The organism is Pseudomonas oryzihabitans, from assembly GCF_014522265.1.
GTDB lineage: Bacteria > Pseudomonadota > Gammaproteobacteria > Pseudomonadales > Pseudomonadaceae > Chryseomonas > Chryseomonas aestiva.
Map to the genome: position 1 here is coordinate 896,578 of NZ_CP017024.1, position 13,205 is coordinate 909,782.

The following is a 13,205-nucleotide window of genomic DNA, read 5'->3' on the forward strand; positions in this document are numbered from 1 at the left end:
AAGCGGAGTTTACGAACGGTAAATGAGCATTCCGAACGGATTTTTAACGCCACATGACCGAGCGCAGGCAATTTTCGGACAGAGCCCAGTACCCTAATTCGTAGTATTGAACAGACTCATGAGCGACTGGTTAGACGAGATCCACTGGAACAGCGACGGCCTGGTACCGGCTATCGCCCAGGACCCCACCTCGGGGCGCATCCTGATGATGGCCTGGATGAACCGCGAATCCCTGGCCCTGACCGCCGCCGAAGGCCGTGCGGTCTACTGGTCGCGCTCGCGCAACCGCCTGTGGCGCAAGGGCGAGGAGTCCGGTCACGTACAGCGCGTCATCGAACTGCGCCTGGATTGCGACGCCGACGTGGTGGTGCTGCAGGTGGAGCAACTTGGCGGCATCGCCTGCCACACCGGTCGGGAGAGCTGCTTCTATCGCGTGCTGCGCGATGGCGAGTGGACGACCGTCGACCCGGTGGTCAAGGATCCCCAAGCCATCTATGCCGGAGGGCACGGCCATGACTGACACCCTGGCGCGTCTGGCGCAGGTACTGGAAGAACGCAAGCAGGCCGCCCCGGATTCCTCCTATGTGGCCAGCCTCTATCACAAGGGCCTGAACAAGATCCTGGAAAAGGTCGGCGAAGAAAGCGTCGAGACCATTCTCGCGGCGAAAGACGCCGCCATCAGCCAGCAGTACGACGACGTCATCTACGAGACCGCCGACCTCTGGTTCCACAGCCTGATCATGCTCTCGGCCCTCGGCCAGCATCCCCAGGCCGTGCTGGACGAACTGGATCGTCGTTTCGGCCTCTCCGGGCACGCCGAAAAGGCCGCCCGCACTCAATCCTGACCCCAAGCTTCGCAACGAGGAAAGACCATGGGTATCTTCGACTGGAAACACTGGATCGTCATCCTGCTCGTCGTGGTGATCGTCTTTGGCACCAAACGCCTGAAGCATCTGGGCTCCGACGTGGGCGAGGCCATCAAGGGCTTTCGCAAGGCCATGCACACCGACGAGGACGACAAGGCCGAACAGCCGACGCCTACCACCAGCACGGCCAACCCGAATGCTCCCCTGAATCGCCCCCAGACCTTCGACGCCGAGCACCGCAAGGTCGAAGAGCCGGTGGTACGCAAGGACTAAGGCCCCGCCATGTTCGGAATCAGCTTTCCCGAAATGATGCTGGTGGGGTTCGTCGCCCTGCTGGTGCTGGGCCCGGAACGCCTGCCGGGTGCCGCACGCACCGCGGGGCTGTGGATCGGTCGCCTGAGGCGCAGCTTCAACAGCATCCGCCAGGAAGTGGAGCGCGAGATCGGTGCTGACGAAATTCGCCAGCAATTGCGCAACGAGCATATCCTGTCCGTGGAACAGCGCGACAACCGGCCCAAGCCTGCCGCTTCCACGCCGGAAGTCCAGACACCGCCCGCCGCCGCTGCTCCGCCCATGCCCCAGGACGTGGTTGCCGAACGCCCGCAGGATCCGCCCCAGACGCCGCCAAGAGCACCATGAGCGACAAGCCCTCCGAACACGATGACCAGGAAATGCCCCTGGTCTCGCACCTCACCGAATTGCGCACCCGTATCCTCAGATGCGTGCTGGCGACCTTTCTGATCTTCCTCGGCCTGTTCTACTTCGCCCAGAAGATCTATGCCTTCGCTTCCGAGCCGATCCGCCGCGTCCTTCCCGAAGGCGCGACCATGATCTCCACGGACGTCACCTCGCCGTTCCTCGCACCCTTCAAGCTGACCCTGGTGGTGTCGCTGTTCATCGCCATGCCGGTGATCCTGCACCAGGTCTGGGGCTTCATCGCGCCGGGTCTTTATCGTCACGAGAAGAAGGTCGCCATCCCGCTGTTGATCTCCAGCATCGTGCTGTTCTACACCGGCATGGCCTTCGCCTACTTCCTGGTGTTCCCGATCATCTTCCACTTCTTCAGCAGCATCACGCCGGAAGGCGCTGTGATGATGCCGGATCTGAATGCCTACCTGGACTTCATCCTCACGCTGTTCTTCGCCTTTGGCGTGGCCTTCGAGATTCCGGTGGCCACCGTGCTGCTGATCTGGATCGGCGTGGTCGACGTCGCCTACCTGAAGAAGATCCGCCCCTACGTCATCATCGGCTGCTTCGTGGTCGGCATGATCCTGACCCCGCCGGATGTCTTCTCCCAGACCATGCTGGCCGTACCCATGTGGCTGCTGTTCGAGATCGGCCTGCTGTTCGGTCGCTTCGTGCAGAAGCGCGAGCGCCCGCTCAGCGACGAAGATGCCAGTCCCGACGTCCAGCCGCCCGCCGAACGCCCGTGAATCTGATCCTGCTCGAGGCGGCCGACTTCACGGCCGCTGACCGGGTCGTGCTGCGCGATCCGCGCCGTCTCGCCCATCTGCGCGAGGTCCACCAGGCGGCCGCCGGCGACCGGATGCGCGTTGGCCTGCTGAACGGCCTGATGGGTACCGGCCACATCGAATCCCTCGATGCCGGCCAGGCCTGCCTGATCGTCACCCTCGATCAGCCGCCGCCGGCCAAGCTCCCGCTCACCCTGCTGCTGGCCCTGCCCCGCCCCAAGATGCTGCGCCGGGTGTTGCAGACCGTATCCGCCATGGGCGTCGCGCGACTGGTACTGCTCAACAGCTATCGCGTGGAAAAGAGCTTCTGGCAGACGCCGTTCCTGGCGCCCGAGGCCATCGAGGAGCAACTGCGTCTCGGGCTGGAGCAGGCCCGGGACACTGTGCTGCCGGAGGTTTTGATCGAAAAGAGATTCAAGCCCTTCGTCGAGGATCGCCTGCCCGCACTCGCCGCCGGCACCCGTGGCCTGGTCGGGCATCCGGGCAGCTATCCCGCCTGCCCTCGTGCCCTCGAAGAGCCCGTGACGCTGGCGATCGGGCCCGAGGGTGGCTGGATACCCTACGAGGTCGAGAAGCTGCAGGAAGCGGGCCTGGCGCCCGTGCAGCTCGGTGAACGCATCCTGCGCGTCGAGAACGCGGTACCCGCCCTCCTCGCCCGTCTGTTCTAGCCGGATCACGTACAAGAAAAAGCCCCGGTGTCCTGCGACACCGGGGCTTTTTCGTGGGCGGAGCGCCTCCTCAGGAGGCGGGCCGCGGGATCATGCTGGCCGGACTGGCTGGGGCATCCGCAGCGGAATCGCTGTGGGAGCGTGGCCGCAGGGTGGCATAGGCTTCTCGCCAATTGCGGTGCTCTTCGGCCTTCCAGACCTGCAGGTGCAGTTGCGCCATGCCATCCGGATCGCTGAGCAGACGCCACTGGTCGTCGCCCTTGGTCTTCTCGGGACCGGCGGCCAGGACCCGCGCCACCCGCTCTTCGCGCAGCCGACGGGCCGGCTCCACCACCTTGCCATGGCGACCGCGGGCCATGCCGATGGCCAGGGCATTGAGCACCGGATCGACAGTGGCGCGCAGGAAGCCCTTGGTCAGGGCGTTGCGGTTGTTCAGGTGCAGGTACTCGTCGGTCGCCACCAGTTCGCGCGGCGGTGCGTACTCTTCCGGGATCAGGAACAGATGATGACGACGACTGCCCAGCCCTAGGTTGGTCCGACTGGAGATCACCGACACCGGCGCCGACAGGATCAGCGACACCACGATGGGCGACAGCCACCAGAGGAAGCGCGGGTCCAGCCAGGCCACGCCGGCGGTCCAGATCAGGCCGAGCAGCATCTGCGAACCATGGCGGCGGAAGGCTTCGCTCCAGGGCGTGTCGTTGTCGTCCCGCTGGGGCGAATTCCACTGCACCGACCAGCCGAGGAAGGCGGCCGTCACGAACACCGTGTGGAAGAGCATCCGTACCGGTGCCAGCAGCACCGAGAAGAGCATCTCCAGCATCATGGAGAGGAACAGCCGCAACCCACCGCCGAATTCCTTCGCGCCCTTGGCGATGATCAGCACCACGCTGAGCAGCTTGGGCAGGAACAGTAGGATCAAGGTGGTGGAGAACAGGGCTATGGCCTGCTCCGGATGCCACTGGGGCCAGACCGGAAACAGCTGGCGGGGCTGGAAGAAGTACTGGGGCTCCAGCAACTTGTGGATCGCCAGCAGCGCCGTGGACAGCACCAGGAAGAGGAACCACAGCGGCGCCGACAGATAGGACATCACCCCGGTGAGGAACACCGCACGATGCACCGGGTGCATGCCCTTGACCAGGAACAGCCGGAAGTTCATCAGGTTGCCATGGCACCAGCGGCGGTCACGCTTGAGTTCGTCCAGCAGGTTGGGCGGCAGTTCTTCGTAGCTACCCGGCAGGTCGTAGGCGATCCACACGCCCCAGCCGGAGCGCCGCATCAGGGCGGCTTCGACGAAGTCGTGGGAGAGAATCGCACCGGCGAACGAACCCGTGCCCGGCAGCGGAGCCAGGGCGCAATGGTCGATGAACGGCTTGACCCGGATGATGGCGTTGTGGCCCCAGTAGTGGGATTCACCGAGTTGCCAGAAGTGCAGACCGGCGGTGAACAGCGGTCCGTACACCCGGGTGGCGAACTGCTGCAGACGCGCGTACAGGGTATCCATGCCGGACGCCTTGGGCGCGGTCTGGATGATGCCGGCACGGGGATTGGCTTCCATCAGCCGGACCAGGCTGGACAGGCATTCGCCACTCATCACGCTGTCGGCGTCGAGCACTACCATGTACTTGTACTGGCTGCCCCAGCGACGGCAGAAGTCGTCGATGTTGCCGCTCTTGCGCTTCACCCGACGGCGGCGGCGGCGATAGAAGATGTGTCCGAAGCCGCCGACCTCGCGGCACAGCTCCAGCCAGGCCTTCTCTTCGGCCACGCATTTGTCGGGGTCGTTGCTGTCGCTGAGGATGAAGAAATCGAAGTGCTCCAGCTCGCCGCTGGCGCGGACCGACTCGTAGGTCGCGCGCAGACCGGCAAAGACCCGCGGCACGTCTTCGTTGGCGATGGGCATCACCAGGGCGGTACGCGACTGGGGATCGATCGGCTCGGTGCCGGTGGAGCTGGCCGAGATGCTGTACTTGTCACGTCCGCTGAGCAGTTGCCAGAAGCCCATCAGGGCGGTCCAGAAACCGGCGGAGACCCAGCAGAACAGCAGGGCGAAGAGCAACAGGATGCTGGTCTGCACCACATAGGGCAGCACCTGGCGGATGGACTCGCCCCAGCCCTGGCGGTAGACCTCGCTGAGATCGACCAGCGCCCAGCCCTGATAGGGCAGCACGGCCTTCATGTACCAGGTGGCGATACCGGTCTGCACCAGCATCAGGATGAGCAGGATGAAGCGCCGGAAGGAACCCACCTTGCGCCAGTGCGCATGGGCATCGGCTTCGGGATCGGGCTGCCAGCGACTGTGGTCCTTGCGGCCGAGCAGACGCTTCCAGCTCCGCGCCACGGGATTGGTGCGCCAGGGATCGGGCACCATCATGGAGCGGGTCATGGGCGGGGTGGCCTTGATGAAGACACGCCCCTGGGCATCACTGCCCAGCAGCTCGCCGTCGTCCAGCGTCTCGTCCCAACCGGCGGCCAGACGCGCCTCGGTGGAGGCGATCACCGCGTCGGCGCCCTGGGCGCCCTCGCCGCGGGCACCGGCCAGTTGCCGATGCAGCGACTCGACATCGGTCGTCTGGTCCAGCGCCTGCCGCTGCCCGGTGGGCAACGGCAGGTGTTCGAGGTAGTCGCCAGTGGCGGCGACCGAGGTATCGCGGGTGGTGTTATTCATTGGCAGGTAGCTGGTAAGTCCAGGTTTCGCTGAGCGGTTTGTCACCCTGGGCGAGGTTGGCGCGCATTTCCACCGGCTTGGTCTGATCCTTGACCTTGAGTCTCAAGGTCAGGCGATAGCCCTTGGTAACCGGGTTGTAGCGCACAGAGTTCTCGACCAGTTCACCGTTGGCGTCCAGGCTGACCTGGGAGCCGACCTGCGAATCCTCGGGCAGATCGTCGAGATTCGGCCCTTCGAAATCGATGATGTAGGCCAGGCTGCCATCGGTCTGACGGACCAGGTTGGACTGCCGCACATCGCCGGTGGACAGGCGCGTCTGAGCGACCCAGGCCAGGTCCTTGGTGTGCAGGTTGGGTTCGTCGGTGGTGAAGTGCAGGCGATAGCTGACATCGATCGGCTGGCCCTTCTCCGGCAGGGTGTCCGGCGTCCAGAAGGCCACGATGTTGTCGTTGGTCTCGTCCGGGGTGGGGATTTCCACCAGTTCGACATGACCCTTGCCCCAGTCGCCCTTGGGCTCGACCCAGCCACTGGGACGCTTGTCGTAACGCTCGTCCAGATCCTGGTACTTGTAGAACTCGTGACCGCGCTGCAGCAGACCGAAACCGCGCGGATTCTCGATGGTGTAGGTGCTGACCGAGAGCCGACGCGGGTTGTTCAGCGGACGCCACAGCCACTCGCCGTTGCCGGCGTGGATCGCCAGGCCATTGGAGTCGTGCAGGGCCGGACGATAGTTGACCTGGGCGCTCGGCTGGTTGGGACCGAACAGGTACATGCTGGTCAGCGGCGCGATGCCGAGCTTGTTGACGTTGTCGCGCAGGAACACCTTGGCTTCGACGTCGACGGTGCTGTCCTTGCCAGGCGTCAGCACGAAGCGATAGGCACCGGTGGCCCGCGGCGAATCGAGCAGTGCATAGATCACCAGGTTGCGACGATCCGACTGGGGTTGTTCGACCCAGAACTCGGTGAAGCGCGGGAACTCCTCGCCGGACGGCAGGGCGGTGTCGATGGCCAGACCACGGGCGGACAGGCCATAGACCTGGTTCTTGCCGATCACGCGGAAATAGCTGGCGCCGAGCATGGTCATCAGCTCGTCATGCTTGTCCGCCTTGTTCAGCGGATAGAGCACCTTGAATCCGGCGAAGCCGAGATCCTTGAGCTGGGCCTGATCGATCTGCAGATTGCCGAAGTTGAACATCGAGGGATCGTATTTGATCTCTTCGACGTTGTTGGCGGTGACCTCGTTGATCTTCACCGGCACGCTGTAGTGCATGCCCTCGTGATAGAAATTCAGCCGGAAGGGCGTCTTGGCGTCCTTCCAGTAGGCCTTGTCCTGATTGAAGGTGATCTGCTGATAGTCGGCATACTTCATGCCGCTGAAGGATGCGGGCAGGTTGCTCTTGGGCGCGACGAACTTCTGGCCGGAGAGTTCTTTGGCCTTGGCGGCCACGTCGTCCAGGCTGAAGGCCAGGGCCTGGGCACTGAACAGACCCAGTGCGACGGAGAGCCCGATCAGGGCGAAGCCCTGCTTGCCCGGCTTAACTTTGGAATGAGATAACACGCAGCCTCCTAAATCAGCGTACGAATACGTTTGGCGACGGGTAGTCGCGAAACGGATAGGCAGTGGTCCGACTCCCTCGGGGGTCAATGATTCCCCAGTTGGACGACCGTTCAAACTCGAACTGCGCAATCATAGACACTTGGCAGGGCGCTGTAAGGGGCGCCCTCACTAAATCGACAATAAAAATGTCACCGGTCCGTCGTTGACCAGGGAAACCTGCATGTCCGCACCGAAACGCCCGGTCTGGACCTCGGGCTGGAGATCACGGGCGAGGCCCACCAGGTGACCGAACAGCCGTTCGCCTTGGGCCGGAGGCGCGGCGGTGGAAAAGCTCGGCCGCCGCCCGCTGCGGGTATCGGCAGCGAGGGTGAACTGGGAGACCAGCAGCAGACCGCCGCCGACATCCTGCAGGGATAGATTCATGCGCTGTTCGCCGTCGGCGAATACCCGGTATTCCAGCAGCCGCTTGAGCATCCGAGCACAGGCCGCTTCGTCATCCGCGGGTTCGATGCCGACAAAGACCAGCAGCCCCGGGCCTATGGCGCCGACCGTCTCTCCCTCCACCTCGACGCTGGCGCTGATGACCCTTTGCAGCAGCGCCTTCACTCGGCCTCCTGGGGCAGATCGAGCAGTTCACGGGCGATCTGGTCGGTCGCCCGCACCAGGGCGTCGCAGATACCGGGCTCGCTGGCCGCATGACCGGCGTCGCGGATGATCTGCAATTCGCTGCCCGGCCAGGCGTGGTGCAGGGCCCAGGCATTGTCCAGGGGACAGACCATGTCATAGCGGCCGTGCACGATTACCGCCGGGATATGGGCGATCCTGGGCATGTCGCGCAAGAGCTGGTCGGGTTCGAGAAAGGCAGCGTTGATGAAGTAGTGGCACTCGATACGGGCAATGGCCAGGGCATGCTCGCTGAATTTCTCCAGCACGTCGGGATTGGGCCTCAGGGTCACCGTACGGCCCTCCCAGCAGGACCAGGCGCGGGCGGCGGACATCTGCGCCAGTTCGTCCGGGCCGGTCAGGCGGCGATAGTAGGCTTGAATGAGATTGCCGCGTTCTTCCTCGGCGATGGGATGCAGATAGTCCTGCCAGAAGTCGGGAAAGAGTCGGCTCGCGCCTTCCTGGTAGAACCAGTGCAGATCCACCGGGCGGCAGAGAAAGATGCCGCGCAGGACCATGGCCTTGACCCGCTCGGGATGGCGCTGGGCATAAGCCAGGGCCAGGGTGGAGCCCCAGGAGCCGCCGAACAGTACCCACTGCTCGATGCCCAGGTGCTCGCGCAGGCGCTCGATGTCCTCGACCAGGTGCCAGGTGGTGTTGTTCTCCAGGCTGGCATAGGGGATGGAGCGACCACAGCCGCGCTGATCGAAGGTGACGATGCGATAGAGATTGGGATCGAAGAAGCGCCGGCTCAGGCGATCGCATCCGGAGCCGGGTCCGCCATGGATGAACAGCACCGGCAGACCATCCGGCGAGCCACTTTCGTCGGCATAGAGCACATGGGGGGCTTCGACGGCCAGCTCGTGGCGGGCGTAAGGCTTGATTTCCGGGTACAGATTCAGCATGTCGCGCTCCGCGGGGCAGGGTCGGCCCCTTCATCATAGACCTGCACCTTACCGGGTTTCCACGCTGCCCGGGCTTGCCTCGCGTCCAGCGGCGCCCGCACCATCGACAGCCCGTCACCAAGGAGATCGCCATGCCCCATGCCAAGCTGCACTTGCTGCTGATCGATCCGCAAAACGATTTCTGCGACCTGCCGGGGGCAGCCCTGCCGGTGCCCGGCGCAGTAGCCGGGCTGCAGCGTGTCGCCGCCCTGATCGAACGCCTGGGTGCCCGACTCACCGCGGTCCGGGTGACCCTGGATTCCCACCAGCCGCTGCACATCGCCCACCCGCACGGCTGGCAGGATGCCCGGGGCGGGCCGCCGGCGCCCTTTACCCAGATCAGCGCGGACGACGTGGCCAGCGGTCGCTGGCAGACCCGCGATCCGGCCGAGCACACCCGTGCGCTGGCCTATGTGCAGGCCCTGGAGGCCGGGGGTCGCTATCGCCTGGTGATCTGGCCGGAGCACTGCCTGGTGGGTGGCTGGGGCCATGGCGTACACCAGGATGTGCACCAGGCGCTCAATGGCTGGGGACGGCAGCAGGGACGCCTGGTGGAATTCATCGCCAAGGGCGGCAATCCCCACACCGAACATTATTCGGCCCTGCGCGCCGAGGTCCTGGATCCGGCGGACCCGGGCACTGTAGTGGACGCCGGACTGATCGCCCGGTTGCAGTCCGCCGACACCCTGCTGGTGGCGGGCGAGGCGCTGTCACACTGCGTGGCCAGTACCCTGCGCGATCTGCTGGAATACTGGCCGCGGGAGCGGCGCCAGGACCTGGTGCTGCTCACCGACTGCAGTCATTCGGTGCCGGGCTTCGAAGCCCAGGGCGAGGCGTTCCTGGCCGAGATGCGTGCGGCAGGCATCCGTCTGGCGATCTCGACGGACGAGTTCTAGCCCGTCCGCCCGCTGCCTCACTTGATCTCGTAGAGACCGGTGTAGGTGGCCGAAGCCAGCTGGTTGAGGTGGATCATGAAGCGGCCGACCGCATTGGTGGCGTCCGCCGGCACCGGCAGCTGATCGACCTTGAGCGCATGCAACTGGAAGATATAGCGGTGCGGCTTGTCGCCCTTGGGCGGCGCCGCGCCACCAAAGCCACGGGTGCCGTAGTCGTTGATCAGCTGCAGCGCACCTGCGGGCAGGCCCGAACCATCGGCGCGACCGGCGTCTTCCGCCAGACCCCGGGTGCCGACCGGGATGTTGACCACCACCCAGTGCCAGAAACCGCTACCGGTAGGGGCATCGGGATCGTAAACGGTCAGCGCGAGGCTCTTGGTATCGGCGGGTAGATCGGCCCACTGCAAGGCGGGCGAGATGTTCTCTCCGTGGGCGCCGAAATCGGCCACGTCGAATTCGTGGCGCTTGGGCATGAAGGCGTTATCGGAAAAGGCGTCGGTCCAGAGTTTCACGGGGGTGCTCCTGAGGCCTAGGGCATGTGGGCGTCGGTCTCGCGCCAGACCAGACGATTGAGGTTGTAGCCTTTCTCGCGGGCGATACGCAGCAGCTTCTCGCTCTGCGCCGAGGAAATCTCGGGCTTGCGCGCCAGCAACCAGAGGTACTTGCGATCCGGGCTGCCGACCAGGGCGGTCTTGTAGTCGTCATCGACATAGAGGATCCAGTAGGGTCCCTTGGCCACATTGGGCAGCACGCCACTGAACCAGGTGTCGAAACGCACTTCCAGGCGATCGGTCACGCCCGGCTTGATCGGGGTGGCGGTACCCGTGGCTTCCTGGACCTTGCCGTCCAGGGTGCGGCAGCGATTGAACACGGCCACCGAGCCATCGGCCATGACGTGATAGTTGGCGTCGGACTGGGCGCACTTGCGCTGGAAGAACATCGGCAGCCGCGCGACCTCGTACCATTGGCCCTGGTAACGCTGCAGATCGACATTGCCCGCGGTGAGCGGCGGGACCTCGCGCGGACCGCTGGCGCAGGCCGCTAGCAGTCCGGCGGCGCCCGCCAGCAGTAGAATCTTGGTAGAGGTTTTCATCGCAGACCCTGCCCGGCGAACATCGCCACCTTGTCGTTGAGATACTGCACGCTGATGAAGGAGCCGCGATCGCCCCAGGTACAGGTGGTGACGCCCAGGGCGCCCGCGCATTCCGTGGGTGCACCCAGGACCTGCTCCACCTCGGCCTTGGTCTGGCCGGCCTTGAGCCGGGAATAGTTTTCCTGATTGACCTTGCCGCAGCCGGCCAGCAGCAGACCGCCCACCAACAACAGCGCCATGCGCCCCTTCATAACTGCCTCCTCTCATCCTGACGGCAAGGCTATAGAGCCCGCCCCGCCGCCAGGGTTCGCTTCGTCAGAAGCTGTTCACGATCTCGCGAGCTAGAGCCAAGCAAGACGAAAATGCCGGAGAAAGCGGAATTTACAGATAGTAAATGAGCATTTCGAAGGCATTTTCAACGCCGCTTGGCCGACGCGCAGCAGATCGTGAGCGGCTTCTTAGCTGGCGAGATAGGAGGAACGGGTCAGGCCCAGGCGCATGGCGTCGAGGAACTGGGTGCGTTCGCGCGCGGTGAGGCGCGCGCTGGCGACCTTGTCGCGGTAGTAGGTCATCAGTTCCTCGGGCGAGAGGTGCACGTACCTGAGCATGTCCTCGATGGTGTCGTGGGTCTCGATGCCGCCGTGGCGCACGCTGCCGTCGGCGTCCTGGTAGACGTTCACCGAGTCGGTGTCACCGAACAGGTTGTGCATGTCGCCGAGGATCTCCTGATAGGCGCCCACCAGGAACACCGCCAGCAGATAGTCCTCGCCTTCGCGCACCTCGTGCACCGGCAGGCTGGTCTCGATGCTCTGCTCGTCGACGTACTGCTTGATCTTGCCGTCCGAGTCGCAGGTCAGGTCCTGCAGCACGGCACGGCGCACCGGCTCCTCGTCCAGGCGGGTCAGGGGGACGATGGGCAGGATCTGGTCGATGGCCCAGGTATCGGGCAGGCTCTGGAACACCGAGAAGTTGCAGATGTACTTGTCGGCCAGCTTGTCGTTGAGCTCGTCGAGCACCTGGCGATGAGAGCGCTGGCGTGCCTTGAGCTGGTTGTAGAGGCGGCGACAGATGGCGAAGTAGCACTGCTCGGCCAGCGCCTTGTCGCTCAGGCTCAGGGTGCCGGAGGCGTACTGGGCGGCGGCTTCGCTGACGTACTGGGTGGCGCGCCAGTAGGTCTCGGTGACCATTTCCGGATCGGTGTCGCCCAGCAGTTCGGCCAGCCACTGCACCACCTCGGCCTTGCCTTCGAAGCGTTCGCTGGCCGGCACGCTGTCGTTGTGGCGCTCGACGTCGGTGACCTGCATCACCAGCATGGCGTGGTGCGCGGTCATGGCGCGGCCACTTTCCGAGAAGATGTTCGGATGCGGCAATTCCTGCTGGTCGCAGAATTCCTTGAGCATGCCGACCACGGTACCGGCGTAGTCGTCCATGTCGTAGTTGATCGAGCTGGCGTTGCGCGAATGGGTGCCGTCGTAGTCCACGCCCAGACCGCCACCGACATCGATGTGATCCAGCGGAAGGCCCAGGGCGCGCAGCTCGGCATAGTAGCGGATGGCTTCGCGGAAACCCTGGCGATAGTCGGCCAGGTTGGCGATCTGCGAACCCATGTGGAAATGCAGCAGGCGCACGCCTTGCTCCAGGCCGGCGGCGCGGAAGCGCTCGATCACCGACAGCAACTGGGCAGCGGAGAGACCGAATTTGGACTTCTCGCCACCGGTGTCGGCCCATTTGCTCGACGCCAGGGACGACAGCCGCACCCGCAGGCCGACCTGGGGCGTGACCTTGAGCTCGGCCGCCTCCTCGATCACCAGCGGGACCTCGGACTCCTTCTCGATGACGATGAAGACATTGTGGCCCAGTTTCTGGCCCATCAGCGCCAGGCGAATGAATTCGCGGTCCTTGTAGCCGTTGCAGACGATGGTGCCGCCCTTGGGCGCCAGCGCCAGCACCGCCATCAGCTCCGGCTTGGAACCGGCTTCCAGACCGATGGAGACGTCGCGGGTGGCGATGATGTTTTCCACCACCGCTTCCTGCTGGTTGACCTTGATCGGATAGAGGGCGGTGTAGCGGCCCTGGTAGTCGAGGCGCTCGATGTTGCGATCGAAGGCACCGGTCAGGTGGCGCACCTGGCCCTGGAGAATGTCGGGGAAACGCACCAGCAGCGGCAGCGACAGCCCCGCTTCGCGCAGCTGGCCGACCAGCACATGGAGGTCGATCGGCTGGCCGTCCGGGCCATGGGGGCGGACTTCGACGTTGCCGGCATCGCTGATGGCGAAGTAGCCGGCACCCCAGTGGCGAATACCATAGACGCTGCGGCTGTCCGCCACGGTCCACTGGCTGCCGTCATCTTTGCGCGTGCGTCGTGGGGACATTCGCG

At 64.7% G+C, this 13,205-nt stretch carries 15 protein-coding genes; 7 read left to right on the forward strand and 8 right to left on the reverse strand.

Annotation, left to right across the window (positions count from 1 at the left end; all coding sequences use genetic code 11):
• The first annotated feature begins 118 nt into the window (after nucleotides 1-118).
• From hisI to BGI51_RS04170, 6 genes are read left to right on the forward strand one after another with little or no spacing between them, the layout of a single operon-like run.
• Entirely contained in the window at nucleotides 119-520 is a 402-nt protein-coding gene (hisI, locus tag BGI51_RS04145; protein WP_133861506.1) for a phosphoribosyl-AMP cyclohydrolase, read from the forward strand.
• Complete coding sequence (locus BGI51_RS04150; RefSeq protein WP_007161606.1) at nucleotides 513-845, forward strand: phosphoribosyl-ATP diphosphatase; 333 nt, start codon at nucleotides 513-515, stop codon at nucleotides 843-845. The genes hisI and BGI51_RS04150 overlap by 8 nt, the downstream gene beginning before the upstream one ends.
• Nucleotides 846-872: 27 nt before the next feature.
• A complete protein-coding gene (locus tag BGI51_RS04155) occupies nucleotides 873-1,139 on the forward strand; it encodes a twin-arginine translocase TatA/TatE family subunit (RefSeq protein ID WP_059230854.1) in 267 nt (88 codons plus the stop codon).
• A 9-nt stretch (nucleotides 1,140-1,148) separates the two neighbouring features.
• The gene (gene tatB / locus BGI51_RS04160) at nucleotides 1,149-1,505 is read left to right on the forward strand and encodes a Sec-independent protein translocase protein TatB (RefSeq protein WP_187980385.1); all 357 of its coding nucleotides are present in this window, start codon (nucleotides 1,149-1,151) and stop codon (nucleotides 1,503-1,505) included.
• Nucleotides 1,502-2,299 (forward strand): twin-arginine translocase subunit TatC, encoded by a 798-nt coding sequence (tatC, locus tag BGI51_RS04165; RefSeq protein ID WP_187980386.1) that lies wholly within the window; start codon nucleotides 1,502-1,504, stop codon nucleotides 2,297-2,299. The genes tatB and tatC overlap by 4 nt, the downstream gene beginning before the upstream one ends.
• Nucleotides 2,296-3,006 carry a 16S rRNA (uracil(1498)-N(3))-methyltransferase gene (locus BGI51_RS04170; RefSeq protein ID WP_187980387.1) on the forward strand — a complete coding sequence of 237 codons (711 nt, stop codon included), beginning with the start codon at nucleotides 2,296-2,298 and terminating at the stop codon, nucleotides 3,004-3,006. Before tatC ends, BGI51_RS04170 begins: the two co-directional genes overlap by 4 nt.
• Nucleotides 3,007-3,076: 70 nt before the next feature.
• Here BGI51_RS04170 and mdoH read toward each other — a convergent pair whose 3' ends face one another.
• The 4 genes from mdoH to pip form a co-directional block, all read right to left on the reverse strand.
• Nucleotides 3,077-5,674, reverse strand: a complete 2,598-nt coding sequence (gene mdoH, locus BGI51_RS04175) for a glucans biosynthesis glucosyltransferase MdoH (RefSeq protein ID WP_187980388.1) — start codon at nucleotides 5,672-5,674, stop codon at nucleotides 3,077-3,079.
• Entirely contained in the window at nucleotides 5,667-7,187 is a 1,521-nt protein-coding gene (locus BGI51_RS04180) for a glucan biosynthesis protein G (RefSeq protein ID WP_178121676.1), read from the reverse strand. The genes mdoH and BGI51_RS04180 overlap by 8 nt, the downstream gene beginning before the upstream one ends.
• Nucleotides 7,188-7,400: 213 nt before the next feature.
• Nucleotides 7,401-7,838: a D-aminoacyl-tRNA deacylase gene (dtd, locus tag BGI51_RS04185; protein ID WP_187980389.1), complete on the reverse strand. Its 438-nt coding sequence runs from the start codon at nucleotides 7,836-7,838 to the stop codon at nucleotides 7,401-7,403.
• Nucleotides 7,835-8,800: a prolyl aminopeptidase gene (gene pip, locus BGI51_RS04190; protein ID WP_187980390.1), complete on the reverse strand. Its 966-nt coding sequence runs from the start codon at nucleotides 8,798-8,800 to the stop codon at nucleotides 7,835-7,837. The genes dtd and pip overlap by 4 nt, the downstream gene beginning before the upstream one ends.
• Nucleotides 8,801-8,931: 131 nt before the next feature.
• Here pip and BGI51_RS04195 point away from each other — a divergent pair, with 131 nt between their 5' ends.
• On the forward strand, nucleotides 8,932-9,735 hold the full coding sequence (locus tag BGI51_RS04195; RefSeq protein WP_187980391.1) for a hypothetical protein: 804 nt from the start codon (nucleotides 8,932-8,934) through the stop codon (nucleotides 9,733-9,735).
• A 17-nt stretch (nucleotides 9,736-9,752) separates the two neighbouring features.
• Here the strand turns inward: BGI51_RS04195 and BGI51_RS04200 are convergent, their stop codons facing one another.
• The 4 genes from BGI51_RS04200 to speA form a co-directional block, all read right to left on the reverse strand.
• Nucleotides 9,753-10,247, reverse strand: coding sequence for a YbhB/YbcL family Raf kinase inhibitor-like protein (locus tag BGI51_RS04200; protein WP_252977208.1), 495 nt, complete (start codon nucleotides 10,245-10,247; stop codon nucleotides 9,753-9,755).
• A gap of 17 nt (nucleotides 10,248-10,264) precedes the next feature.
• A complete protein-coding gene (locus BGI51_RS04205; RefSeq protein WP_133861517.1) occupies nucleotides 10,265-10,828 on the reverse strand; it encodes a lipocalin family protein in 564 nt (187 codons plus the stop codon).
• Nucleotides 10,825-11,079 carry a hypothetical protein gene (locus BGI51_RS04210; protein WP_133861518.1) on the reverse strand — a complete coding sequence of 85 codons (255 nt, stop codon included), beginning with the start codon at nucleotides 11,077-11,079 and terminating at the stop codon, nucleotides 10,825-10,827. The genes BGI51_RS04205 and BGI51_RS04210 overlap by 4 nt, the downstream gene beginning before the upstream one ends.
• Nucleotides 11,080-11,286: 207 nt before the next feature.
• Entirely contained in the window at nucleotides 11,287-13,200 is a 1,914-nt protein-coding gene (gene speA, locus BGI51_RS04215; protein ID WP_187980392.1) for an arginine decarboxylase, read from the reverse strand.
• Between the last annotated feature and the right edge of the window lie 5 nt (nucleotides 13,201-13,205).

What these genes read in the sequence shown, in the direction of transcription:
- tatC (WP_187980386.1), top strand. Translation starts at nt 1,502, where the DNA reads ATGAGCGACAAGCCCTCCGAACACGATGACCAGGAAATGCCCCTGGTC.
- BGI51_RS04205 (WP_133861517.1), bottom strand. Translation starts at nt 10,828, where the DNA reads ATGAAAACCTCTACCAAGATTCTACTGCTGGCGGGCGCCGCCGGACTG.
- BGI51_RS04195 (WP_187980391.1), top strand. Translation starts at nt 8,932, where the DNA reads ATGCCCCATGCCAAGCTGCACTTGCTGCTGATCGATCCGCAAAACGAT.
- speA (WP_187980392.1), bottom strand. Translation starts at nt 13,200, where the DNA reads ATGTCCCCACGACGCACGCGCAAAGATGACGGCAGCCAGTGGACCGTG.
- BGI51_RS04155 (WP_059230854.1), top strand. Translation starts at nt 873, where the DNA reads ATGGGTATCTTCGACTGGAAACACTGGATCGTCATCCTGCTCGTCGTG.
- tatB (WP_187980385.1), top strand. Translation starts at nt 1,149, where the DNA reads ATGTTCGGAATCAGCTTTCCCGAAATGATGCTGGTGGGGTTCGTCGCC.
- BGI51_RS04150 (WP_007161606.1), top strand. Translation starts at nt 513, where the DNA reads ATGACTGACACCCTGGCGCGTCTGGCGCAGGTACTGGAAGAACGCAAG.
- BGI51_RS04210 (WP_133861518.1), bottom strand. Translation starts at nt 11,079, where the DNA reads ATGAAGGGGCGCATGGCGCTGTTGTTGGTGGGCGGTCTGCTGCTGGCC.
- mdoH (WP_187980388.1), bottom strand. Translation starts at nt 5,674, where the DNA reads ATGAATAACACCACCCGCGATACCTCGGTCGCCGCCACTGGCGACTAC.
- hisI (WP_133861506.1), top strand. Translation starts at nt 119, where the DNA reads ATGAGCGACTGGTTAGACGAGATCCACTGGAACAGCGACGGCCTGGTA.
- pip (WP_187980390.1), bottom strand. Translation starts at nt 8,800, where the DNA reads ATGCTGAATCTGTACCCGGAAATCAAGCCTTACGCCCGCCACGAGCTG.